The 21,548-nt window shown below is 75.3% G+C and carries 25 protein-coding genes; 1 reads left to right on the top strand and 24 read right to left on the bottom strand.

Annotation, left to right across the window (positions count from 1 at the left end):
* The first annotated feature begins 35 nt into the window (after positions 1-35).
* On the top strand, positions 36-1,268 hold the full coding sequence (locus NP075_RS03765; RefSeq protein WP_284439914.1) for a pyridoxal phosphate-dependent aminotransferase: 1,233 nt from the start codon (positions 36-38) through the stop codon (positions 1,266-1,268).
* A gap of 6 nt (positions 1,269-1,274) precedes the next feature.
* On the opposite strand, the gene NP075_RS03760 is transcribed toward NP075_RS03765, so the two are convergent.
* The 24 genes from NP075_RS03760 to NP075_RS03645 form a co-directional block, all read right to left on the bottom strand.
* Complete coding sequence (locus tag NP075_RS03760; RefSeq protein WP_227563926.1) at positions 1,275-1,763, bottom strand: hypothetical protein; 489 nt, start codon at positions 1,761-1,763, stop codon at positions 1,275-1,277.
* Positions 1,760-2,122 (bottom strand): response regulator, encoded by a 363-nt coding sequence (locus NP075_RS03755; protein ID WP_227563925.1) that lies wholly within the window; start codon positions 2,120-2,122, stop codon positions 1,760-1,762. Before NP075_RS03755 ends, NP075_RS03760 begins: the two co-directional genes overlap by 4 nt.
* Positions 2,119-2,595 (bottom strand): chemotaxis protein CheX, encoded by a 477-nt coding sequence (locus NP075_RS03750; protein WP_227563924.1) that lies wholly within the window; start codon positions 2,593-2,595, stop codon positions 2,119-2,121. The genes NP075_RS03755 and NP075_RS03750 overlap by 4 nt, the downstream gene beginning before the upstream one ends.
* Entirely contained in the window at positions 2,592-2,978 is a 387-nt protein-coding gene (locus NP075_RS03745) for a response regulator (RefSeq protein WP_256791476.1), read from the bottom strand. Before NP075_RS03745 ends, NP075_RS03750 begins: the two co-directional genes overlap by 4 nt.
* Positions 2,975-3,796, bottom strand: coding sequence for a CheR family methyltransferase (locus NP075_RS03740; protein ID WP_227563923.1), 822 nt, complete (start codon positions 3,794-3,796; stop codon positions 2,975-2,977). The genes NP075_RS03745 and NP075_RS03740 overlap by 4 nt, the downstream gene beginning before the upstream one ends.
* Entirely contained in the window at positions 3,793-4,923 is a 1,131-nt protein-coding gene (gene cheB / locus NP075_RS03735) for a chemotaxis-specific protein-glutamate methyltransferase CheB (protein ID WP_227563922.1), read from the bottom strand. Before cheB ends, NP075_RS03740 begins: the two co-directional genes overlap by 4 nt.
* A 46-nt stretch (positions 4,924-4,969) precedes the next feature.
* The gene (locus tag NP075_RS03730) at positions 4,970-6,598 is read right to left on the bottom strand and encodes a methyl-accepting chemotaxis protein (protein ID WP_227563921.1); all 1,629 of its coding nucleotides are present in this window, start codon (positions 6,596-6,598) and stop codon (positions 4,970-4,972) included.
* On the bottom strand, positions 6,595-7,050 hold the full coding sequence (locus NP075_RS03725; RefSeq protein ID WP_227563920.1) for a chemotaxis protein CheW: 456 nt from the start codon (positions 7,048-7,050) through the stop codon (positions 6,595-6,597). The genes NP075_RS03730 and NP075_RS03725 overlap by 4 nt, the downstream gene beginning before the upstream one ends.
* Complete coding sequence (locus NP075_RS03720; protein ID WP_227563918.1) at positions 7,047-9,425, bottom strand: chemotaxis protein CheW; 2,379 nt, start codon at positions 9,423-9,425, stop codon at positions 7,047-7,049. Before NP075_RS03720 ends, NP075_RS03725 begins: the two co-directional genes overlap by 4 nt.
* Positions 9,426-9,548: 123 nt before the next feature.
* On the bottom strand, positions 9,549-9,806 hold the full coding sequence (csrA, locus tag NP075_RS03715; RefSeq protein ID WP_227563916.1) for a carbon storage regulator CsrA: 258 nt from the start codon (positions 9,804-9,806) through the stop codon (positions 9,549-9,551).
* 40 nt (positions 9,807-9,846) lie between these two features.
* The gene (locus tag NP075_RS03710) at positions 9,847-10,965 is read right to left on the bottom strand and encodes a hypothetical protein (RefSeq protein WP_256791474.1); all 1,119 of its coding nucleotides are present in this window, start codon (positions 10,963-10,965) and stop codon (positions 9,847-9,849) included.
* Positions 10,943-13,000 carry a flagellar biosynthesis protein FlhA gene (locus NP075_RS03705; RefSeq protein WP_227563914.1) on the bottom strand — a complete coding sequence of 686 codons (2,058 nt, stop codon included), beginning with the start codon at positions 12,998-13,000 and terminating at the stop codon, positions 10,943-10,945. Before NP075_RS03705 ends, NP075_RS03710 begins: the two co-directional genes overlap by 23 nt.
* Positions 13,001-13,002: 2 nt before the next feature.
* Positions 13,003-14,163 carry an EscU/YscU/HrcU family type III secretion system export apparatus switch protein gene (locus NP075_RS03700; protein ID WP_227563913.1) on the bottom strand — a complete coding sequence of 387 codons (1,161 nt, stop codon included), beginning with the start codon at positions 14,161-14,163 and terminating at the stop codon, positions 13,003-13,005.
* On the bottom strand, positions 14,160-14,927 hold the full coding sequence (locus NP075_RS03695; protein ID WP_227563912.1) for a flagellar biosynthetic protein FliR: 768 nt from the start codon (positions 14,925-14,927) through the stop codon (positions 14,160-14,162). Before NP075_RS03695 ends, NP075_RS03700 begins: the two co-directional genes overlap by 4 nt.
* A gap of 7 nt (positions 14,928-14,934) precedes the next feature.
* The gene (gene fliQ, locus NP075_RS03690; RefSeq protein ID WP_227563911.1) at positions 14,935-15,207 is read right to left on the bottom strand and encodes a flagellar biosynthesis protein FliQ; all 273 of its coding nucleotides are present in this window, start codon (positions 15,205-15,207) and stop codon (positions 14,935-14,937) included.
* A complete protein-coding gene (gene fliP, locus NP075_RS03685; RefSeq protein WP_227563910.1) occupies positions 15,207-16,085 on the bottom strand; it encodes a flagellar type III secretion system pore protein FliP in 879 nt (292 codons plus the stop codon). Before fliP ends, fliQ begins: the two co-directional genes overlap by 1 nt.
* Positions 16,082-16,501, bottom strand: a complete 420-nt coding sequence (locus NP075_RS03680) for a FliO/MopB family protein (RefSeq protein WP_227563909.1) — start codon at positions 16,499-16,501, stop codon at positions 16,082-16,084. The genes fliP and NP075_RS03680 overlap by 4 nt, the downstream gene beginning before the upstream one ends.
* Positions 16,501-17,196, bottom strand: coding sequence for a flagellar motor switch protein FliN (gene fliN / locus NP075_RS03675; RefSeq protein WP_227563908.1), 696 nt, complete (start codon positions 17,194-17,196; stop codon positions 16,501-16,503). The genes NP075_RS03680 and fliN overlap by 1 nt, the downstream gene beginning before the upstream one ends.
* Complete coding sequence (locus tag NP075_RS03670; RefSeq protein ID WP_227563907.1) at positions 17,193-18,128, bottom strand: flagellar motor switch protein FliM; 936 nt, start codon at positions 18,126-18,128, stop codon at positions 17,193-17,195. The genes fliN and NP075_RS03670 overlap by 4 nt, the downstream gene beginning before the upstream one ends.
* A 190-nt stretch (positions 18,129-18,318) precedes the next feature.
* A complete protein-coding gene (locus NP075_RS03665; protein ID WP_227563906.1) occupies positions 18,319-18,828 on the bottom strand; it encodes a flagellar basal body-associated FliL family protein in 510 nt (169 codons plus the stop codon).
* Between the two features lie 34 nt (positions 18,829-18,862).
* Complete coding sequence (locus NP075_RS03660; RefSeq protein ID WP_227563905.1) at positions 18,863-19,747, bottom strand: OmpA/MotB family protein; 885 nt, start codon at positions 19,745-19,747, stop codon at positions 18,863-18,865.
* Entirely contained in the window at positions 19,744-20,520 is a 777-nt protein-coding gene (locus NP075_RS03655) for a motility protein A (protein WP_227563904.1), read from the bottom strand. The genes NP075_RS03660 and NP075_RS03655 overlap by 4 nt, the downstream gene beginning before the upstream one ends.
* A complete protein-coding gene (locus tag NP075_RS03650; RefSeq protein ID WP_227563903.1) occupies positions 20,520-20,798 on the bottom strand; it encodes a flagellar FlbD family protein in 279 nt (92 codons plus the stop codon). Before NP075_RS03650 ends, NP075_RS03655 begins: the two co-directional genes overlap by 1 nt.
* A gap of 163 nt (positions 20,799-20,961) precedes the next feature.
* Positions 20,962-21,537, bottom strand: a complete 576-nt coding sequence (locus NP075_RS03645; RefSeq protein WP_227563902.1) for a M15 family metallopeptidase — start codon at positions 21,535-21,537, stop codon at positions 20,962-20,964.
* Positions 21,538-21,548: the final 11 nt, after the last annotated feature.

Raw genomic sequence — 21,548 nt, 5'->3', positions numbered from 1 at the left:
TCGGCGGCCGCGCCGACGGGGATACGCTGCTGAGCATGTCGCTGCGCCCCCTCGACCAGTCCGCCAAGCTCAAGGGTGTCCTCTACGAGATCCGCGGCAAGGCACTCGACGAGGCCGCACGCATGGAGGCCGAGGGCCGCCGCGTGCTCAAGCTCAACACCGGCAACCCGGCCGCGTTCGGCTTCGACGCGCCCCACCAGATCGTCGCCGACGTCATCGCGGCCGTCCCCTACGCCCACGGGTACACCGAGTCGCGCGGCATCCTGCCGGCGCGTCGCGCGATCGTGACGCGCTACGAGACCGTCGAGGGCTTCCCGACGTTCGACGTCGACGACGTGTACCTCGGCAACGGCGTGTCCGAGCTCATCACCATGACGCTGCAGGCGCTGCTCGACGAGGGCGACGAGGTGCTGATCCCGTCCCCCGACTACCCGCTGTGGACGGCCATGACGAGCCTGTCCGACGGCCAGCCGGTGCACTACCGGTGCGACGAGTCGAACGGCTGGGAGCCGGACGTCGAGCACATCCGCGAGCAGATCACGCCGCGGACCAAGGCGATCGTCGTCATCAACCCGAACAACCCGACCGGCGCCGTCTACCGGCGCGAGGTGCTGGAGCAGATCGCCGAGATCGCGCGCGAGCACAGCCTGCTGGTCCTCGCCGACGAGATCTACGACCGGATCCTCTACGACGGTGCGCAGCACATCCCGATGGCGAGCGTCGCCCCGGACCTGCTGTGCCTGACGTTCAACGGGCTGTCCAAGACGTACCGGGTCGCGGGCTACCGCGCCGGGTGGGTCGTCGTCACCGGTCCGCAGGCGCACGCCAGGGGGTTCCTCGAGGGCATGACGCTGCTCGCGTCGACCCGGCTCTGCCCCAACGTGCCCGCGCAGCACGCGATCCAGGCGGCGCTCGGCGGCGTGCAGTCCATCGACGCGCTCATCGCGCCCGGCGGCCGCCTGCACGAGCAGCGGCAGGTCGCGTGGGAGGGCCTCAACTCGATCCCCGGCGTCTCGTGCACCAAGCCCGACGGCGCGCTGTACCTCTTCCCGCGCCTCGACCCCGAGGTGTTCGGCATCGTCGACGACGCGCAGCTCGTGTACGACCTGCTGGTCAGCGAGCAGATCCTGCTGGTCCAGGGCACGGGCTTCAACTGGCCCACCCCGGACCACCTGCGCATCGTCACGCTGCCCGAGGCGCGGGTGCTGGCCGAGGCGGTCGAGCGCATGGGCAACTTCCTGTCCTCGTACCGCCAGACGCCGCGCTGAGCGTCGTCACACGACGAGCAGCGACAGCCCGCCCGGCCCGTAGCCCGACACGTCGACCTCGAGGTCGATCCGCGGCACGTACGCCCGCACCCACGGCGCGACGTCCACCGGCAGGGCCTCGCGGGGCGCGACCACGGCGTCGAGCCGCACGTGGGGCGCGTCCGGCGTGTTGAGCAGCGACGCGATGACGTTGAGGACCTCGCGCGCGTTCTCCTCCAGGCCCGGGTCGAGGAAGTCGCCGAGCGCGCTCTCGTCGGCGACCCGCGCGGGCACGAGCCCGATCGCGGCGCCGACGCGGGCCGCGGCCGGCACGTCCATCAGGCACAGCGCCCGCAGCTGCAGCAGCCGGTCGACGTACACGCCGACGAGCGCACCGGCCGTCGCGGCGGGGTCGACCATGGCCGCGCCCGTGCGCACCTCGACCTCGCGGCCGAGCAGGCCCTCGAGCAGGTCGCGCACGTGCTTCGCCGACGGCAGCGGCGTCCGGTCGCTCATGCGAGCACCGGGTCGATGACGGCGCGGAAGCCGTCGGGCGTGAAGGGCTTGGCGATGAGGAAGAGGGCACCCTCGCGCTCGGCGAGCGTGCGCATCTCCGGCGAGCCCTCGGAGGTCACGAACCCGAGCGGGGTGTCGTAGCCCTCGAGCCGCAGCCGGCGCAGCAGCTCCAGCCCGGTCATCTCCGGCATGTTCCAGTCCGAGAGGATCACGTCCGGCTCGTCGGCACGCACGGCTGCGAGCGCCTCGGCGCCGTCCGCCGCCTCGCGCACCTCCCAGTCGTACCCCGCCTGCCGCAGCGTGCGGATGACGATCTGCCGCATGACGCGGCTGTCGTCGGCCACCAGGACCCGGATCATCGTGCTCCTCCCTCTCGTGGACCGGCCGGGGCCGACGTGCCCCGGACCGTGAGCTCGAGCGCACGACCGCGCCAGTCGAGCAGGACGTGCGCGACGAGGACCGACCCCGGCAGCGCGGGCGCGGCCGCCGCCACCGTCGGCAGGCCCATCGCGCCGACGGCCGGCAGCAGGGCCTTGACGCTGCCGCCCACGACGTTGGCGACCTCCCCGAACGCGTCGCGCACGTCGTCGGCCGCCACGGGGTCGTCCGTCGGCAGGTCGAGCAGCGCGCGGGCGAGGTCGTCGGCCGTGCCGCTCTCCGCCGTCACGGCGGCGCGGCCGGTCCAGCCGCCGTGCAGGTCGACCCACGCGACGACGGGGTCGGACCACGCGGGTCCGTCGCCCGTCCACGGCCGCAGGGTCCCGGGCCGGCCGTCGACCAGGGTGGCGAACAGGGCCTCGGCGACCGCGTACACGTCGGTGGTGGTGCTCACGCGTGCTCGTCCAGCGGCAGGAGGCCCAGCAGCGCCAGCTTGTCCCGGAGGGCCTCGGCGGTGAACGGCTTGACGAGGTACTCGTGCGCACCGGCCGCCAGGGCCCGCACGATCTGCGCGTGCTCGCTCTCGGTGGTCACCATCATCAGCGTCATGCCGCGCAGCGCGGGCGTCGCCCGCACGCGCACGACGAACTGCAGCCCGTCCATCACCGGCATGTTCCAGTCCACGCACGCCAGGTCGGGCGGCGGCCCGTCCGCGAGCAGGTCGAGCGCCGCCTGGCCGTGCTCGGCCTCGACGGTCTCGAATCCCAGGTCCTGCAGGATCCGCGCGACGATGCGGCGCATGGTGCGGGAGTCGTCGATCACGAGCGCGCGCCTCACAGCGGACCTCCCGGGGTGGTGCGGTAGAGGGTCGTGCGGTCGAGCACGACGCGCTCGAAGCCGTCGTGCACGCCCACGGGGCTCTCGGCGGCGCCGAGCACGAGCCAGCCGCCGGGCTGCAGCACGCGGTGCACCCGGTCGAGCACGGCGCGGCGGTCGTCCCGGTCGAAGTAGATGAGGACGTTGCGCAGCAGGACGACGTCGAACGGCCCACCGGCGGGTGCGGGGTCCAGCAGGTTGTGCCGCTGGAACGTCACGGCGCGGCGCAGCGCGGCGCTCACCCGCCAGCCGCCGCCCTCACGGACGAGGTGGCGCGCGCGCATGGCGCCGGGCAGCCCTCGGCTCACCTCGAGCTGCGTGTACAGCCCGTCCCGGGCCCGGTCGAGCACCTCGGTCGACAGGTCGGTCGCGAGGATCGTCGCGTCGGGCAGCGAGCAGCCGGCGAGCACCATCGCGACCGAGTAGGGCTCCTGGCCCGTCGAGCACGCGGCGGACCACACCCGCAGCCGTGCCCCCGGCGCGGCCGTCGCGGACCACGCCGGGACGACGTGGTCGCGCAGCGCGTCGAACGGCGCGACGTCCCGGAACCACGACGTCTCGTTGGTCGTCAGCGCCTCGACGACGGCCTCGTGCCCCCCGGCCTCGCGTCCGGCGCGCAGCCGCGCCACGTACGCGTCGACGTCGAGGGCGCCGGCCGCGCGGGCCAGCGGCAGCAGCCGGCTCTCGACGAGGTACTCCTTGCCCGCGCCCAGCCGGATGGCGCTGCGCCTGCGCACGAGGTCGGCGACGAACGCGAACGTCTCCGTGGACACGGTCACCGTCCGCCACCGACCGCCGCGTGCCCGCCCGCGCCGACCGCGACGGCGACCGCGACGGCGACGTCGTCGATCGGCAGGACGCGGTGCGCCCACCCGGCCGCGATGACGGCGCCCGGCATGCCCCACACGACGCTCGTCTCCTCGTCCTGCACGACGACGGTCCCGCCGGCGCCGACGACGTGCTCGGCGCCCACGCGCCCGTCGGCCCCCATGCCGGTGAGGACGACCGCGAGCACGCCGGCCCCGGCCGTCGCCGCGGCGGAGGTGAGCAGGACGTCCACGGCGGGCCGGCAGAAGTTCACGGGCGGCTCCTGCGTGAGCACGGCCTGCAGCGCGCCCGGCACGCCGCGCACCTCGAGGTGCCGGCCCCCGGGCGCGACGTACACGTGGCCGGCCAGCATCGCCGTCGGCCGCTCGACCTCGACGACCGTCGCGGCGCCCAGCCGGTCCAGCCGGGCCGCGAGCTGGCTCGTGAACACCGGGGGCATGTGCTGCACCACGGCGACGGGCACGGGCAGCAGCGGCAGCGCGCCGACGAGGCGCGACAGCGCCTCCGGCCCGCCCGTGGACGCACCGACGACGACGACGGCGACCGGGTGGGGAGGCGGTGCCGGTGCGAGTGGCGAGGCGGGCGGGCCGGCGTCCTCGGCACAGGGCGCAGCCGGCACCGGGACCGCGCGCGCGGCGCCCGCGCCGGGACGGACGGGCGGCCGTGCCGCGCGCGGGGCGAGCGCCAGCACGCGCGGCACCAGGTCGCGCGCCACCTGGTCGACGGCCTCCTGCACGCTGCCGACGTGCGACGGCTTCGTCACGTAGTCCGACGCACCCGCCGCCAGCGCGTCGAGCGTCGCCGACGCACCGCGCTCGGTGAGCGTCGAGCACATGATCACCGGCTGCCGGTGCCCCGAGGCGCGCAGCGCGCGGACCGTCTCGATGCCGTCGAGGTGCGGCATCTCGACGTCCATCGTGATGACGTCGGGCCCCAGCAGGGCGACCTTGGCCAGCGCGATGCGCCCGTCGGCAGCGACGCCGACCACCTCGATCGCGGGCTCGCGCGACAGCGCCTCGGTGACGAGCCGCCGGACGACGACCGAGTCGTCGACCACCAGCACGCGGATGCGGGGCACGGGTCCTCCGGTCGGGTCGGGCACGGGGTGGTGGGCGTGCGGCGGGTCAGTACGTGAACGTCGCGACGCGGCCGCGCAGGTCGTCCGAGAGGCGCGCGAGCTCGGCGACCGAGTCGCCCATCTGCACCAGCACCTGCGAGGACGTGCGTGCCGACGTCGCGACGCCGGTGATGTTCGACGCGATCTCGCCCGAGCCCGCGGCGGCCTCGACGACCCCGCGTGACATCTCGTTGGTCGTGGCGGTCTGCTCCTCCACGGCCGAGGCGATGGTCAGCTGGTAGTCGTTGATGTCCGCGATGATCGAGCCGATCTGGCCGATCGCGCCGACGGCTCCGGACGTGTCGGCCTGGATCGCCTCGACGCGGCGCGCGATGTCCTCGGTCGCCCGCGCCGTCTCCTGCGCCAGCTCCTTGACCTCGCTGGCGACGACGGCGAAGCCCTTGCCCGCCTCGCCCGCCCGCGCCGCCTCGATCGTCGCGTTGAGCGCGAGGAGGTTGGTCTGCTCGGCGATCTGCGTGATGAGCTTGACGACGTTGCCGATCTCCGCGCTCGAGGCGCCGAGCCGTGACACCGAGTCGTTCGCCGACGCCGCCGCACCCGTCGCCGCCTGCGCGACCTTGGCCGCGTCGGACGCGTTCTGCGCGATCTCGCGGATCGAGGCGCCCATCTGCTCGGCCCCCGTCGCCACCGCCTGGACGTTGCCCGAGACCTGCTCGGCCGCGGCCGCGACGACGCCCGCCTGCATGCTCGTCTCCTCCGACGCGGACGCGACCTGCCCGGACGCGGCCGCGAGCTCCTCGGCCGCCGCCGCGACGGCGCCCGCGGACTCGACGACACCGGCGAGCGTCTGACGCACCGCGTCCTGCGCCGCGCCCAGCTGCACCGCCATGCGTCCGAGCTCGTCGTGCTGGGTGACCCGCGGGCGGCGCGTGAAGTCGCCACCGGCCATCGCGACGACGGACTGCTGCACCTCGCGGACCGACCGGCGCACGGACCGCGCGAGCCAGAACGCCACCGGCAGGGACACCAGGAGCGCGAGGGCGGCCGCACCGCCCACGGCGAGGCCCGCCCGCGTGGCGCGGCTGGTCGCGGCGTCCGCGGTGGTGTCCATGTAGGCGCGGATCTCGGCCGCGAACGCGTCGAGGTGCCCCAGGTACCCCTCGACCATCGACTGGCTGATCCCCGCCTCGGCGATCTCGTACGCCGCGAGGTCGTCCGCGAGCGCGAGGGGCACCAGCGTGGCGTCGCGGTACGCGACCCAGTCCTGGTAGCCCGACCAGAAGGCGGTCCAGCTCTTGCTCTCCTGCCCCTGCATCGCGGCCTCGACGGCGGCGGCGGACGCGGCGAGCTCCGCGTCGTTCTCGGTCTGGGTGGCCAGCCAGCGGTCCTCGTCGTCCTCGTCCGTCATGGCGGCGAGCTGCGCGACGATCAGGCGCGCCTTGAGCTGGTCCTGGTGGACGGTGTCGCGCGCGGCGGCCAGCGTCTGCTCGACCCGCACGAGACCCCGCGTGTCGGCGGCGGTCGTCTCCAGCTGCACGAACGAGAAGGCGGCGTTGCCCACCGACACGACCGCCATGAAGCCCACGACGGCCAGGATCTTCGTCTGCACGGACCGGTCGACGAACCAGCCGGTCAGGCGCCGGCGCCGGCGGGACGCGGTGTAGGACGTGCTCATCGGGGCTCCAGGGTGGGGGTGAGGGCGGGGCCGGCGGGGTGCGGCGCGACCGCGGCGTCGACGTCGAGGACCAGCAGGAGGCGGTGCTCGAGCTTGTGGGTGCCGCGGATGACGACCCGCAGGTGCGGTGCGAGCGTCGGCGGGGGCGGCTCGTAGGTGTCGGGGCCGACCTCGACGACGTCGCCGACGGCGTCGACCAGCAGGCTGACCGCCTCGCCCGCCACCTGGACGACCACCATGGTCGGCTCGTCGTCGACGAGCGGCGCGAGGCCGAGACGGGTGCGCAGGTCGATCGTGAGGACGACCTGGCCGCGCAGGTTGACCAGCCCGGCGACGTCGGGCGGCGCGAGGGGCACACGCGTGCGCGCCCGCACCCGCAGGACCTCCTGCACGCGCATCACGTCGACGCCGTACAGCGCGTCGGCGAGGGTGAACGTCACGTACTGGCTCACGTCGTCGCCCCCACGAGGTCGGCCGGGCCGGGCACGGCAGGGACCGCCTCGTCGTAGAACGCGGGGTCGGCGGCGAGCACCGCCGCGCGCAGGTCGAGCAGCTCGGTGACCCGTCCGTCCAGCACGGTCGCGCCGAGCAGGCCGTGGTCCGCGACGTCGCTGTGGTCGGCGCTGCTGTCCTGCAGGATGTCGACGATGTCCTCGACCACGAGGCCCGCGGTCCGTCCGCCGCGCTCGAGGACGACGACGAGCAGCTCGTCGCCGCCCGCGCCGGACGCCCCGAGCAGGGCGTCGAGGCGGACGAGCGGCAGGACCGTGCCGCGGTAGCGGACGACCTCGCGCCCGCCGACCCGCTCGACCTGGTCCGCGCGCAGCTGCTCGAGCCGCGCGACCTGCGCCAGCGGCAGCGCGACGCGACGGTCGTCGCCCACGCCGACGACCAGCACGGGGCTCGTCGGGGCGGTCGTGGCCGACCGGGCGTGCGTGGCGACGGCGTCGTCGGGGACGTCGGCGACCATCGCGCGCCGCGCGATCGCCTGGACGTCGAGGATGAGCGAGACGCGTCCGTCGCCGAGCACGGTCGCCCCCGCGTAGACCCCCAGGGGCTTCAGCCGGGCGGCCAGCGCCTTGACGACGATCTCCTCGGTGCTCAGCACGCGGTCCACCAGCAGCCCGTACCGCCGCTCGGCCTGGACCACGGCGATCACCCCGGCCGACGCGGGGACGCCCTCGGCCGGACCGGTCCCGACCCCGAGCACCTCGGCGAGCGGGACCAGCGGCAGCAGCTCGCCCCGCAGGCGGTGCACCCGCGCGCCGTGCACGTGCTCGATGCCGCCGACGCCCCGGGCCTCGTCGATCGCGACGAGCTCCAGCAGGTCGACCTGCGGCAGCGCGAAGACGTCGCCGGCGCACTCGAGCGTCAGCGCGGGCATGATCGCCAGCGTCAGCGGGACGCGCAGGCGCCACACGGTCCCGACGCCCACGGTCGACTCCACGTCCACCGTCCCGCCGACCGCCTCGACGTGGGTGAGGACCACGTCCATGCCGACGCCGCGCCCCGACACGTGGGTGACGGCCGACGCGGTGGAGAACCCCGGCAGGAACAGCAGCCGCAGCAGCTCCGCCGGGCTCGCGGCGGCCACCTGGGCGGGGGTCCGCAGGCCGCGCGTCACGGCGGCCCGCCCCACGACGAGCGGGTCGATGCCCTTGCCGTCGTCGGCGACCTCCACGACCACCTGGCCACCCGTGTGGTACGCGCGCAGCGAGAGCAGGCCCTTGGCGGGCTTGCCCGCGGCGAGCCGCACGTCGGGGGCCTCGACACCGTGGTCCACGGCGTTGCGCACCAGGTGCGTCAGGGGGTCCTTCACGGCCTCCAGCAGCCCGCGGTCGAGCTCGGTGTCACCCCCGGACATCTCGAGGTGCACCTCGCGCCCGCACGTCGCCGCGAGGTCCCGCACGATGCGCGGCATCTTGGACCACAGGTGCTCGATGGGCTGCATGCGCGTGCGCATGACGCCCTCCTGCAGCTCGCCCGCGATGAGGTCGAGGCGCTGGGCGCCGCGCAGGAGCGCGACGTCCTGCGACGCCGCGGCCAGCAGGCTGATGCGGTTGCGCGCGAGGACGAGCTCACCGACCTGCCGGACGAGCGCGTCGAGGAGGTCGACGTCGACGCGGATCGCCGACTCGCCGATGCTGCGCGCCGGTCCGTGGCCGTCGGGCGCGGCGGCGGGAGCGGGCGCGGGAGCGGTGACGGGCGCGGCGACGGACGCGGGCGCCGCGGTGGCAGGTGCGAGGGCCGCAGGTGCGGGTGCGGGTGCGGGCGCCGCGGTGACGGGTGCGGCCGCGACCTCCTCCGGCACGGCACGGGCCGCCACCGGCACGGACGCCACCGGCACGGCGGCCACCGGCGCGGACGCCACCGGCACGGCGGCCGCCTCGGGCGCCGGGTGCGGCGCGGGCAGCACCGCCGGCACCGCGACGAGGGGTGCGGGCGCCGCGCGCAGCGCCTCGACGGCCGCGACCACGTCGTCGACGAGGACGGCACCCTCGGTGCCGTCGGCCTCGATCGCGCTCAGCAGGTCGCGGACGCGGTCGACCACGGCCAGCAGGACGTCGGTCGTCGGCTGGTCCATGGACCGCCGGCCGTCGCGCAGCTCGACGAGCAGGCTCTCGCCCACGTGCGTCAGACGCTCCAGGCCGCCGAACGCGAGGAAGCCGCTGGTGCCCTTGATGGTGTGGATCGTGCGGAACACGCTCGACAGCAGGGGCCGGTCCCCCGGGCGCTCCTCGAGGGCGACGAGGTCGCGGTCGAGCTGGTCGAGGTTCTCGTGGGACTCGACGAGGAACTCGCGGACGATGTCGTCGACGTCGTCCATGCGCGCACCTCCCGACGGCAGGCGCGGCCGCGCCAGACGCAGGGCCCATCGGCCGGTGCGCGGCCGGGCTGAGGCGTCGCGCCGGACCTGTCGGCCGCAGCGGCGCGGTGCGGCGCCGACCCGTCAGGCGCCGGTGCCCTCGCCCTCGCTCCGCGGGGTGGGCAGCAGCCCGCGCAGGGCGTCGGCCGCGGCGTCGTCGGCCTCGACGGCCCGCGCGTTCTCGAGCCGCACGGCCTCCAGCACCTCGGAGCGGTGCACGCGCACCGACCGCGGCGCGTCGATCCCCAGGCGCACGCCGTCGGCGCGCACCTCCAGGACGGTGACCACGACGTCGTCCCCGATCACGAGGCTCTCGCCGACACGACGGGTGAGCACGAGCATCCGTCGACACTACCCCGCGCCGGCCGCGTCGCCCCGCAGGTCAGCCGAGCGCGGTGTCGAGCTCCTGCCCCAGCGCCGCCGCCCACACCAGGCGTGACGCGGGCACGCCGTCGACCCACGCGACGGGAACTCCCGCCTCGAGGACCGTGCCGGGTGCGGCCGTGTCGAGCAGGCCGTGCACCGCCAGGGCGTCCACGCGCCGTTCGACGCCCACGGCCGCGACCCACGCCGCGACGTCCGCGGGCTTGGTCCGCGCGTCGACGACCGCCCACACCTGGTCGGCGCCGAGCACCGCGAGCGCACGGGCCGCCCGCGCGCGGTCCTGGTGCTCGTGGCCGGTCCGCAGCGCCACGACCTGCGCGGTGCCGCCGTCGCGCGGCAGGGCGGTCACCGGGCCGCCCGCGTCGACCTCGTGCACGCGTGCGTCGGGCAGCCGCCAGCGCAGCGCGAGCGTGCGCGCGACGGTGAGCGGGCCGTCGCCCTCGCCGGCGACGACGAGGACCTGGCCGACGCCGCGCGGCGGTGCCGGGGGTGCGGGCAGCCGGCCGAGCACGGCCCCGAGGGTCACCGGTCCGGGACCGAGCAGCCGGGCGGGCACCCCGAGGCGGAGCAGCTCGGCCCGCAGGCCACCGTTCGCGCCCGCGTCGGCCGGGCCCGCGTCGGCCGCGTCCGCCGGCCGGGCGGGCGGGGCAGTGGCCGGGACCGGGGGGCGCGCGCGGGGACCGGTGAGGGCCGCGGCCCTCGCCGGCGCGGGGACGACCACGTCGGGCAGCGGCACCCCGACGAGCGTGCGCACCTGGTCCAGCACGGCCGCGAACTCCCGCGACGTCGTGGACACCGCGGCGGGGGCGTCGGGGTCGAGGGCCGGCGTGGGGTCGCCGACGGGCCCGTCGGCGGCGTCCGCCGCGGCGAGCAGCCCGTCGATACCGCCGACGGGCGCCGCGGCGGCCGGGCGCGGTGCCGCGACGCGGGAGGGTCGCGGCACCTCGTCGGGCACGTCGACGGTCACCTCGAAGCGCTCGGTCGCGAAGAACCCCGCGAAGCCGCCGGAGCGCACCCGCTCGGCCCGCACGATGCGGGCGCCGGGGCCGAGCTGCTCGCGCACCTGGGCCACGAGCTCGGAGAGGTCGGGGCCCTCAAGCAGCAATCGCGTGGTCACCGTTCACCACCCCGACGGCGTCCACCCGGACGCCCGCGGCCGTGACCTCGGTGTACGACAGCACCGGCAGGCGGGGGTCGGCGAGCGCGACCAGCCGGCGCAGCGCCGGCCGGATCGCCGGCGAGCAGGCGAGCACGACGCCGCGGCCCTCCGCCTCGGCGCGGGCCACGGCGGCACGCAGCTGCGTCAGGAGAGCGTCGAGCCGCTGCGGCTCGACGAGCAGCTGGCTGCCCTGCTCCCCCGGTCGCACGCTCTCGGCGAGCTGGTGCTCCAGCATGGGCTCGAGCGTCACCACCCGCAGGGTGCCGTCCTGCACGTACGGCGCGGCGAGCGCCGGGCCGAGCGCCACGCGGGCCGCCTCGACGAGCCCTTCGGGGTCGGTCGACACCCGGGCCCGCAGCGTCAGCGCCTCGTAGACGCGGCCGAGGTCGCGGATCGCGACCTGCTCGGCGAGCAGCCCCTGCAGGACGCGCTGCACCTCGCCGAGCGAGAGCAGCGACGGCACGAGCTCCTCGACGACCGACGGGTTGACCTGCTTGAGCCCTTCGGTCAGGACGCGCACGTCCTCGCGGCCCAGCAGGCGCGCGGCGTGCTCCTGGACGAGCGCCGACAGGTGCGTGACCAGCACGGACACGCGGTCGACGACCGTCGCCCCGGAGATCTCGGCGGTGTGCCGCAGCTCGGCCGGCACCCACTTGCCGGGCAGCCCGAAGACGGGCTCGGACACGGTCGCGCCCGGCAGCGCGGCCAGGTCGTCGCCCAGGGCGAGCACCCGCCCGGGGGGTGCCTGCCCGCGGCCCACCTCGACGCCCGCGACGCGCACGACGTACGTGGACGGGGGCAGGTCGACGCTGTCGCGCGTGCGCACCGGGGGCACGACGATGCCGAGGTCGAGCGCGACCTTGCGGCGCAGCGCGCGGACGCGCGCGAGCAGGTCCCGGTCGGGGCCCGCGCCGACGAGGTCGACGAGGTCGGGCGCCAGCAGGATCTCGAGGGTGTGCACGCGCATCTGCTCGATGAGCTGCTCGGGGGTGTCGCCGACGGGTGCGGTCACCTCCGTCGCCTCGGGGGCCGCCGCGGCCTGCGCCTCGGCCTTGTCGCGTGCGCCGACGCGCTGCGCGCCGATGAGCAGCACGGTCCCGACCAGCAGGAACGGCACCTTGGGCATGCCGGGCAGCAGCGCGAGCGCGACGGCGGCCGTGCCGGCGACCGTCAGCGCGGTGCGGGACTGCGTGAGCTGCGTCGCCGCGGCCGTGCCCATGTCGCCCTCGGCGGTGGCGCGCGTGACGACGATGCCCGTGGCCACCGACAGCAGCAGCGCCGGGATCTGGGTGACCAGGCCGTCGCCGATGGTCAGCAGGCTGAACCGCTCGATCGCCTCGCCGGCGGACATGCCCATCTGGAGCATGCCGACCGCGAACCCGCCGACGAGGTTGATGACCGTGATGACGATGCCCGCGACCGCGTCGCCCTTGACGAACTTCGAGCCACCGTCCATCGCGCCGTAGAAGTCGGCCTCGGCGGAGATCTCGGCCCGGCGGCGGCGCGCGGACTCCTCGTCGATGAGGCCCGAGTTGAGGTCCGCGTCGATCGCCATCTGCTTGCCGGGCATCGCGTCGAGCGTGAACCGCGCGCCGACCTCGGCCACGCGCCCGGCGCCGCTGGTGATGACGACGAACTGGATGACGACGAGGATGAGGAAGATCACGAGCCCGATGACGAGCGACCCGCCGACCACGAAGTGCCCGAAGGCGTCGATGACGTCGCCCGCGTAGCCGTCACGCAGCACCAGGCGCGTGCTGGCCACGTTGATCCCGAGCCGGAACAGCGTGAGCACGAGGATGAGGGACGGGAACACCGAGAAGTCGAGCGGCTTGCGCACGTACATCGCGGTGAGCAGGACGACGAGCGACCCGGTGATGTTGACGACGATGAGCACGTCGAGCAGTGCCGGCGGCAGCGGGACGACCAGCATCATGACGATGCCGACGACGCCGACGGGCACCGCGAGGCGGGCGACGGAACGGTTCTCCACGGTCAGCTCCTGGACGCGGGGGTGGTGCCGGCGCGCGGGCGCCGGCCTCGGGACGGGGTGGGGGCGTCGGGCGGCAGCACCGGGGCGCCGGGCACGCGGTGCTGCCCGGCGCTCGCGCCGCGCCGGCGCAGTGCCATGACGAACGCGAGGACGCGCGCCACGGCGGTGAACAGGTGCTCGGGGATCTCCTGGCCGACGTCGCACGCGGCGTGCAGGGCGCGGGCCAGCGGCACGTCCTCGACGAGGGGGACGCGGTGCTCGCCCGCGAGCTCGCGGATGCGCGCGGCCACGGCACCGGCGCCCTTGGCGACGACGCGCGGCGCCCCGGTGCCGGGCTCGTACCGCAGCGCGACGGCCACGTGCGTGGGGTTGACCATGACGACGTCGGCCTGCGCGACCTCCGCCATCATGCGGTTGCGGCTCATCGCGGCCTGCCGCGCGCGGATGGCGCCCTTGATGCGCGGGTCGCCCTCGGTGCGCTTGTGGTCCTCCTTGACCTCCTGCTTGGTCATGCGCGTCGACTTGCGGTTGCGGCGCAGCACGACGACGAGGTCCACGAACGCGAGCGCGACGCCGGCGGCGATGCCGCCGCGCAGCAGCGTCGCGGCGCCGTCCCCCGCGGCGCCGAGCACGGCGGACAGCGGCAGCGTGCCCGACGCCATCAGCGTGGGGACCATCGTCTGCACGCCGGAGTAGAGGACCGCACCGACGGCGAGGGTCTTCAGCAGCGTCTTGACGCCCTGCCACAGCGCCTGCGGACCGAAGAACTTCTTGCCGACGGCCGCGGGCTTGAGGTGGTCGAACCTGGGCTTCATGCTGCGCGCGTGCACGCCGCCCTGCGCGGCGGCCGCCACGACCGTGACCAGCACGAGCACCACGAACATCGGGGCGAGGGTGCCGCCGGCCGACATCAGGGCGCCGCGCAGCACCGCGACGGCCTGCTGCGGGTCGGCGGTGACCGCGACCGCGCGGACCTGGGCCATCTGGTCGAGGGCCGCGCCCTGCGCGCGGGACAGCACCCCGGGGAGCATGAGCGCGGCGGCGGCCAGGCCGATCCACGCCGTCACGTCCTGCGAACGGCCGAGCTGCCCCTTGCGGCGCACGTCCTTGAGCCGCTGGGGGGTGGCCTTCTCGCTGCGCTCGCCGCTGCTCCCGCCGCTCATCCGAGCACCGCCGGCACGGTGGTGGCCGCCTCGTCCGCGAGCGCGCCGAGGAGGTCGGGCAGCGCGAGCAGGGCGAAGCCGCCGAGGGTGAGCGTCAGCAGGATCTTCAGCGGGAACCCGAGGGCGAACGCGTTGAGCGCGGGCGACACGCGGGTCAGCAGGCCGAGGCCGACGTCGGCGAGGAACAGCACGACGAGCAGCGGTCCGGCGATCTGCAGCGCGGCGACGAACATGTCGGTGAGCCCTTCGGCGGCGCCCTGGCCGTAGCTCGCGGGCGAGAACACCTCACCGACGGGCAGCACGTCGAACGTGCGCAGCAGGCCCGCGACGACGAGCTGGTAGCCGTCCGAGGCGAACAGCAGCGCCATCGCGAGCATCTGGTACAGCCGTGAGAACTGAGCGCCGTTCGTCATGCTCAGCGGGTCGAAGGCCATGGCGACCTGGAACCCGCCGAACAGGTCGATCAGGGAGCCCGCGGACTGCACGGCCGCGAACACCAGGTAGACGAGGAAGCCGGTCGCGGCGCCCACGAGCGCCTGCATCACGAGGTTGCCGAAGAACGCGGCGGTGCCGGACGACACCACCGGGTCCAGGCGCGGTGCCACCGCGAGCCCGAGGCCGGTGCCGAGCGCGACCTTCACCGACCCGGGCACGCTGCGCTGCGCGAACGGCGGCGCGATGACGAGGAACGCCGTCATGCGCACGGCCGCGAGCAGGGTCGTCTCGACCGCGGCGAGCGGCAGGGTGACGGCGACGGGGTCCACCGGCGGGTCACCCGCCGACCAGCGCGGGGATGCGGCCGTACAGCTCGTGCGTGAACGTCACGAGCTCGGTGATCATCCAGTGCCCGGCCAGCAGCAGCGCCGCGCCCGCGGCCACGGCCTTGGGCACGAACGAGAGCGTGACCTCCTGGATCTGCGTCACCGACTGCACGAGGGAGACGACGAAGCCCACCACGAGGGCCGTGACCAGGACGGGCGCGGCCAGCTTGGCGGCCAGCACGAGCGCGTCCAGCGCGATGTCGAGGACGGCGTTGGTGTCCACTACCCGCCCCCGGCGTACGAGCCGACGAGCGCCGTGACGACCAGGCCCCAGCCGTCGACGAGCACGAACAGCAGCAGCTTGAACGGCAGCGACACCATGACGGGCGGCAGCATCATCATGCCCATCGCCATGAGCGCGGCCGAGACGACCAGGTCGATGACGAGGAACGGCACGAAGATGACGAAGCCCATGATGAAGGCCGCGCGCAGCTCCGAGAGGAGGAAGGCGGGGGCGAGGACGGTGAACGGCACGTCCGCCGGGGTCTGCGGGTTCGGCTGCTCCGCGGCGCGCGTGAGCAGCGCGATGTCCTCCTCGCGGGTGTGCGCGAGCATGAACTGCCGCAAGGGCTGCTGACCGGCCTCGACGGCCTGCGTGAACGTCAGGCTGCCGTCGAGGTAGGGCTGCACGCCGAGGTCGTTGATGCTGCCGACGACGGGCGCCATGACGAACAGCGACAGGAAGAGCGCGATCCCGGCGAGCACCTGGTTGGGCGGCACGCCCTGCAGGCCCAGCGCGTTGCGGGTCAGCGAGAGCACCACGATCATCTTGGTGAAGCTGGTGGTCAGCAGCAGGAGCGACGGTGCGACGGACAGCAGCGTGATCCCCAGCAGCACGACGATCGAGCCGCTCGGCGTGCCGTTGATGCCGTTGACCTGCACGGTGACCTCGCCGACGCCCGGTGCCGCGGGCGCGTCGGGCGCGGCCGGCGGCGTCGGGCCGACGGTCGCGTGCGCGCCGCCGGCGGTGGCCACCTGCGCGGCGAGCAGCACGACGAGCGCGGCCAGGACGAGGCCGAGCACGAGGACGCGCCGCAGCCGGCGGGCGCGCGCGTCCGCGACGTCGGTGCGCGTGGCCGGCACCACCGGCCGGGACGTCATCGCCGCACCGTGCGGTCCTGCAGCGCGCGGACCGTCGCCCGCCACGTCTGGGGCGAGAGCACCGAGCCGCTGAGGGCGGCCGGGCGCGCGGTCTCGTCGGCGGGCGCCCCGTGCGGGGTCGGGACGTCGGCCGTGGTGCTCGTGGCCCACGCGACGGGATCGGCGACGGGACGCAGCTCGGTGAGCATCGTGACCTGCTGCTCGGCGAACCCGACGAGCAGCCGCCGGTTGCCCACGGCGACGACGGCCACGCCCGAGCCGCGGGTGAGCGCCTGCCGGTCGACGACGCGGACCGTCGGCTCGCGGTCGTCGCGGACCGACCGGCGCGCGCCGACGCGACGCGCCAGGTACCAGATCAGCCCGACGACGCACGCGAGGGACAGCAGCACACGGCCGACCAGCAGGAGCTCGTCCATCAGTGGGCGTCCGGCGCGCTGACGATCTCGGTGATGCGGACGGCGAAGTCCTCGTCGACGACGACGACCTCGCCCCGGGCGACGAGCCGGCCGTTCACGACGACGTCGGCGGGGCTGCCCGCGGCCCGGTCGAGCTCGAGCACCGTCCCGGGCGTGAGGTCCAGCACCTCGCGCAGCGGCAGCCGGGTGCGCCCGATCTCCGCGGTCAGCGTCAGCTCGACGTCGTACAGGGCGCGCAGCGCGGCGCCCCGCTGCGTCGGCAGGTCGGGACGCGGCGCGGCCGGCGCGGCACCGGGCCGCGTCCGCAGCACGAACCACGCGAGCGTCTGCCCGGCGCCCCGCAGGGCGACGACCTCGCTGTCGGGGCCGAGGACGAGGCCGGCCGTGGTGAGCCGCGCCGGCTCCAGGACCCCGTCGCCGAGCGTGCCGGCGGCGGCCTGCAGCGCGGGGCGCAGCGCGTCGGCGGGGTCGAGCGCGGCACCGTCGACGCCGTCGGCGAGCGTGCGGGCGACCTGCGGCCCGAGCACGACGGCGAGCTCGACGGCGACGCGTCCGACGACGGCCGCGACGACCGCCGGCGCGTCGGCGGGGGGCACGTCGGCCGACGGCACGGCGGTGAGCGGCACCTCCGCGGGGACCAGGGCGGCGGCCGCGGTGGCGGCCGCGAGGGGCGAGACGGTGGACGTGGTGCTCATGCGTGGTTCTCCTCGACGCTCACGACCTGGCAGGCGATCCGCGATCCGTGGGTGCCGGCGGCGGCGTGCGCGAGCACGACGCCGTCGACGACGACCTCCAGGGGCCGGCTCGCGGGGTGGGACAGCGGCAGGACGTCACCGACCGTGAGGTCGACGACGTCGCGCGGGTGCACGGTGCGGGGCGTGCAGCGCACGGCCACCTCGACGGGCGCCTCGAGGGTCGCCCGCTCGAGGTCGGCGCGGTCCCGCACCACCCGTTCGCGGCTCGGCTCGTCCCCCTCGGGGCGCTGCTCGGCGCGCAGCGCGGCGAGCACCGGCTCGGCGGGGAGCATGAGCGTCGCGGTGTCGACGCGCTCCTCGCCGACCCGCAGGGTGAAGCGCGCCGACAGGACGGCGTCGGTCGCGGCGACCGCCTGCACGAACTGCGGGTTGTACTGCACCGACCGCACGCTGAGCTCCAGCGGCATGATCGCCGCGAACGTGTACGCGAGGTCGCCGAGCGCGTGCGCGAGCAGGTCCCCGACCACGGTGGTCTCGATCTCCGTGAGCTCACGGCCCTCGCGGTCGTCACCGAGCCCGGTGCCGCCGAACAGGTAGTCGACCCACACGAGGGTCGTCGCGACGGGCAGCTGCAGCACGGCGGTGCCCCGCGGCTGCTCGACCGTGCACACGAACAGGGCGGTGGGCGTCGGCAGGCTGCCGACGTGCTCGTCGTACGTCACGAGCGTGACGTCGTCGAACGTGACCTGCACGAGCGCGCGCAGGCGCGCGGTGAGCTGGGTGCCCCACAGGCGCGCGAACCGCTGCAGCGCCATCGACAGGTGGCGCGCGTGCTCGCGCGACAGGGTCAACGGCCGGCGGAAGTCGTAGGGCACGGGCTCGACGGTGCGCGCGCGTCGGCGCACGGCGGTCGCGGGCAGGGACGGCGTCACGACCGTCCCATCGGCGGGCGACGGCCCGTCGTGAGGAGAAACGCCGGGCGCGCGCGACGGGTCGCGTACGCCGGGGCCGACCGTGCGGGGTGGTGATCTCCCGCCGCCCGTCCTGGGCGGTGCGTCGCGCGGCACGGTCGCGCGCGGCGGGGAGCGGCGGCGGCGCCTTCCGTGGCGCCGGCTGATCACGTCACTGCGTGACGTAGTTGGTCAGGTAGACGTCGATCACCTCGCCCTCGTAGGCCTCGGCGAGCCGCTGCGCGAGCTCGGTCTTCAGCGCGTCGCGCGTCGCCGGGTCGGACACCTCGGCGACGGTGCGGCCGGAGTACTGGGCGATGGCCAGGTCCAGCGCGCGCGACGGGTCGGGATCGTGCGCGTCGGCCGTCAGCTGCAGGCCCAGGCCGAGCCGCAGGTAGTGGCCGTCCGCCAGGTTGATGCTGATCGCCTCGACCTGCGCGACCTCACCCGCCTCCACGGTCGGCTCCGGCGCGGACGCCTCCTCGCCGCCGCCGCGGCCCAGCAGGAACCACGCGGCAGCTCCGGCGGCCGCGAGGACCACGACGGCGACCACCAGCAGCACCAGGCGCCGGCGGGACTTCGGCGCGGGGTCGGCCGCCTCCTGCGACGGCGGGACGACCCGCGCGGACGTCGCGCCCCCGCCGATCTTCTGCCGGGACATCACACGCTGCTCGGTGGGCATCACCACCACCTCCTGGGGCTCGGGTCGGACGTGCTCACGGCGCCACCACCGCGGGCAGCAGCGCGCGCACGTTCTCGGGTGCGTCGCTGAGCAGGACGAGGTCGACGCGACGGTTGACGGCCAGCGACGCCTCGTCCATGCCGGGCGCGATCGGGCGCGCGTCGCCGTAGCCGACGGCGGACACCCGCCCGGGCGGCATGGCGTCGCGCTCGACGAGGTGCCGCAGCACCTGCGTCGCACGGTCGGCCGACAGCTCCCAGTTGGTGGGGTACCGGCCGCCGACGGGCAGCACGTTGGCGTGGCCCTCGATCGTGACCTGCTCGGCGAGGGAGACGAGGGTCGGCGCGGCGACGTCGAGCACCTGCCGCGCGGTGACCGTCAGCTCGGCGCTCGCGGGGGCGAAGAACACGTCGTCGGCGACGAGGCCGAGGACGAGGCCCCGCTCGTCGATCCGCATCTGCACGACCGAGTCCAGGCCCTGCGCGAGCAACGCCGCGCGCAGGGCGGCGCGGACCTCCTCGAGGTGGGCGGCCTCGGCCTGCGCGGCGGCCAGCACCTGGGGGTCGACCGACGCGACGGGCGCCGGGTCCTTGCCCTGCTGGCCGAGCCCGCGGTCCGCCTCGACCAGGCCGGCCGTGCCCTCGCCGCGCGCCTCGAGGTCCTGCGGCCTCAGGCCGTCGAGGACCCCGTCGCTGCCGTCCAGCGTGGACGTCGAGACGGTGACCTCACCGTCGCCGAACCCCGCGGCGAGCGACTTGCTCAGGGCGATGTACTTCTCCTGGTCGACCTGGCTGATCGCGAACAGCACGATGAACAGCGCCATCAGCACGGTGATCATGTCGGAGTAGCTGACGAGCCACCGCTCGTGGTTGACGTGCTCCTCCTCCTCGACGCGGCGACGACGGCGGCCGGCGCTCACGCCGCCTCCGTGCGCGACGAGCGGGTCTCGGCGTCGGGCACGAGGCTGCGCAGCCGCTCGCTGACGAGGCGCGGGTTCGCACCGGACTGCACGGCGAGCAGGCCCTCGAGGGTGACCTCCATCTGCCGGCACTCCAGGTCGGAGATCCGCCGGATGCGGGTGCCCAGCGGCAGCCAGACCACGTTGGCCGACAGGATCCCCCACAGCGTGGCCACGAACGCCGCCGCGATGGAGTGGCCGAGCGAGCTGGGGTCGGCGAGGTTCTCGAGCACGTGGACGAGGGAGATGACGGTGCCGATGATGCCGATCGTCGGCGCGTAGCCGCCCATGTCGACGAAGTACTTCGAGCTGACCCGGTCGGCCGCGCGCTTGGTGGCGATGCGGTCCTCGAGGATCACCCGCAGGTCCTCGGGGTCGGTGCCGTCGATCGCGGCCTGCAGCCCCTCGCGCAGGAACGGGTCCTCGACCGCCCGGGCGTCCTCCTCCAGGGCGAGCAGACCCTCGCGGCGGGCGCGCTCGGCGAGCCGCACGACGGTGTCGACGTTCGCGCCGGCGCGGGGTGCCCGGGCGCGCAGGGCGCGGGGCACGGCGGCGAAGGCGGCGGCGGCGTCCTTGAGCGTGTGCCCGGCCAGGCCGACGCCCAGCGTGCCGCCCCACACCAGCAGGAGCGGCGCGGGCAGCACGATCGACATCGGGTCGGCACCCTCGAGCACCAGGGCCGCGAAGATGGCGCCGAACGCGACGATGATCCCGACGATGCCGGCGGGGTCCATCAGCGGTTCCTCGGTCGCAGCTGCACGGGCGGCGGGGGCTCGCCGGTGTCGTGCTCGAGGTCCGGGACGGCCTGGACCGCGCGCAGCCGCTCGACGTCACGGGCCCGGGCGAGCAGCGCCGCACGCTGCTCCTGGACGAGCTCGATGACCTCCTCGAGCGTCTCCTGGACGATGAGCTTCGTCCCGTCGACGAGCGTGAGGATCGTGTCGGGTGCGCTGTCCACCCGTTGGACCAGGTCGGGGTTCACCCCGAACCTGCCCCCGTTCAGTCGTGTCACGACGATCACGGCACATCCCGTCCCTGGTCCTTGCTGCGGTGCGGCCCGCCCTGCTCGTGCACGTCGTGCCGCGCGCTCCCCGTCCGTGGGGTGCGTCCTGCCCATCGGCAGGTGCGGCCGGCGTCTGAGGCGTCGGCGGGCGCTTCGTCCTTGTCGGCGCGCGTCAGGTCTGGTACGCCCAGTGCCACGGCTCGCGCGGCGTGTCCTCGGCGAAGCCGTACCGGCCGGCGTTGGCGCGCATCCACGCCTGCGCGCGGTCGTCGAGGCGCAGGTCGGCCGCCAGGCCCCAGCCGTGGTCGGACGTGCCCGGCGCGGCGGCCAGCCCGCCCTGGGAGTACAGGCCCTTGCGCCGCACCAGGTCGACCTGGGTGTCGTAGGTGCGGTACGAGTCCGTGATGCCGATGGTCACGCCCTGCGCGCGGGCGTCGGCGATCAGCTTCTCGAGCTGCTGCGCCGCGGGCTGCCACAGCCGGTGCCCGGTGTCGCCCACGGCCGTCATGGCCGCGTCGGGCACCTTGCCGTTGCGGTGGCCCGCGAGCCCGTTCGGCAGCATGTCGCCGTTGATGCGGCGCACCGACGACGGCGACGTGTCGACCGTCGTCGCCGGGTACGCCGCCGCGGCCTGGGTGAGCGCGTCGGCGAACGCCGTCGCGCTCGTGGCCGTCGCGGCGCCCCCGGTCGCGGTGACCTGCACCGGTGCGACCGAGGGCGGCGCGACGAGCTCGCGGATCTGTGCCATGCGTGACGCGA

Source organism: Cellulomonas wangsupingiae, from assembly GCF_024508275.1.
GTDB classification, from domain to species: Bacteria; Actinomycetota; Actinomycetes; order Actinomycetales; family Cellulomonadaceae; genus Cellulomonas; species Cellulomonas wangsupingiae.
Note: the sequence above shows the minus strand (reverse complement) of the source record. Positions and strands in the feature narration are given on the sequence as shown.

Coding starts and splice junctions, on each gene's coding strand:
- NP075_RS03765 (WP_284439914.1), top strand. CDS start 36: ATGTCGCTGCGCCCCCTCGACCAGTCCGCCAAGCTCAAGGGTGTCCTC.
- NP075_RS03760 (WP_227563926.1), bottom strand. CDS start 1,763: ATGAGCGACCGGACGCCGCTGCCGTCGGCGAAGCACGTGCGCGACCTG.
- NP075_RS03755 (WP_227563925.1), bottom strand. CDS start 2,122: ATGATCCGGGTCCTGGTGGCCGACGACAGCCGCGTCATGCGGCAGATC.
- NP075_RS03730 (WP_227563921.1), bottom strand. CDS start 6,598: ATGAGCACGTCCTACACCGCGTCCCGCCGGCGCCGGCGCCTGACCGGC.
- NP075_RS03720 (WP_227563918.1), bottom strand. CDS start 9,425: ATGGACGACGTCGACGACATCGTCCGCGAGTTCCTCGTCGAGTCCCAC.
- csrA (WP_227563916.1), bottom strand. CDS start 9,806: ATGCTCGTGCTCACCCGTCGTGTCGGCGAGAGCCTCGTGATCGGGGAC.
- NP075_RS03700 (WP_227563913.1), bottom strand. CDS start 14,163: ATGAGCGGCGGGAGCAGCGGCGAGCGCAGCGAGAAGGCCACCCCCCAG.
- fliP (WP_227563910.1), bottom strand. CDS start 16,085: ATGACGTCCCGGCCGGTGGTGCCGGCCACGCGCACCGACGTCGCGGAC.
- NP075_RS03680 (WP_227563909.1), bottom strand. CDS start 16,501: ATGGACGAGCTCCTGCTGGTCGGCCGTGTGCTGCTGTCCCTCGCGTGC.
- fliN (WP_227563908.1), bottom strand. CDS start 17,196: ATGAGCACCACGTCCACCGTCTCGCCCCTCGCGGCCGCCACCGCGGCC.
- NP075_RS03665 (WP_227563906.1), bottom strand. CDS start 18,828: ATGCCCACCGAGCAGCGTGTGATGTCCCGGCAGAAGATCGGCGGGGGC.
- NP075_RS03655 (WP_227563904.1), bottom strand. CDS start 20,520: ATGGACCCCGCCGGCATCGTCGGGATCATCGTCGCGTTCGGCGCCATC.
- NP075_RS03645 (WP_227563902.1), bottom strand. CDS start 21,537: ATGGCACAGATCCGCGAGCTCGTCGCGCCGCCCTCGGTCGCACCGGTG.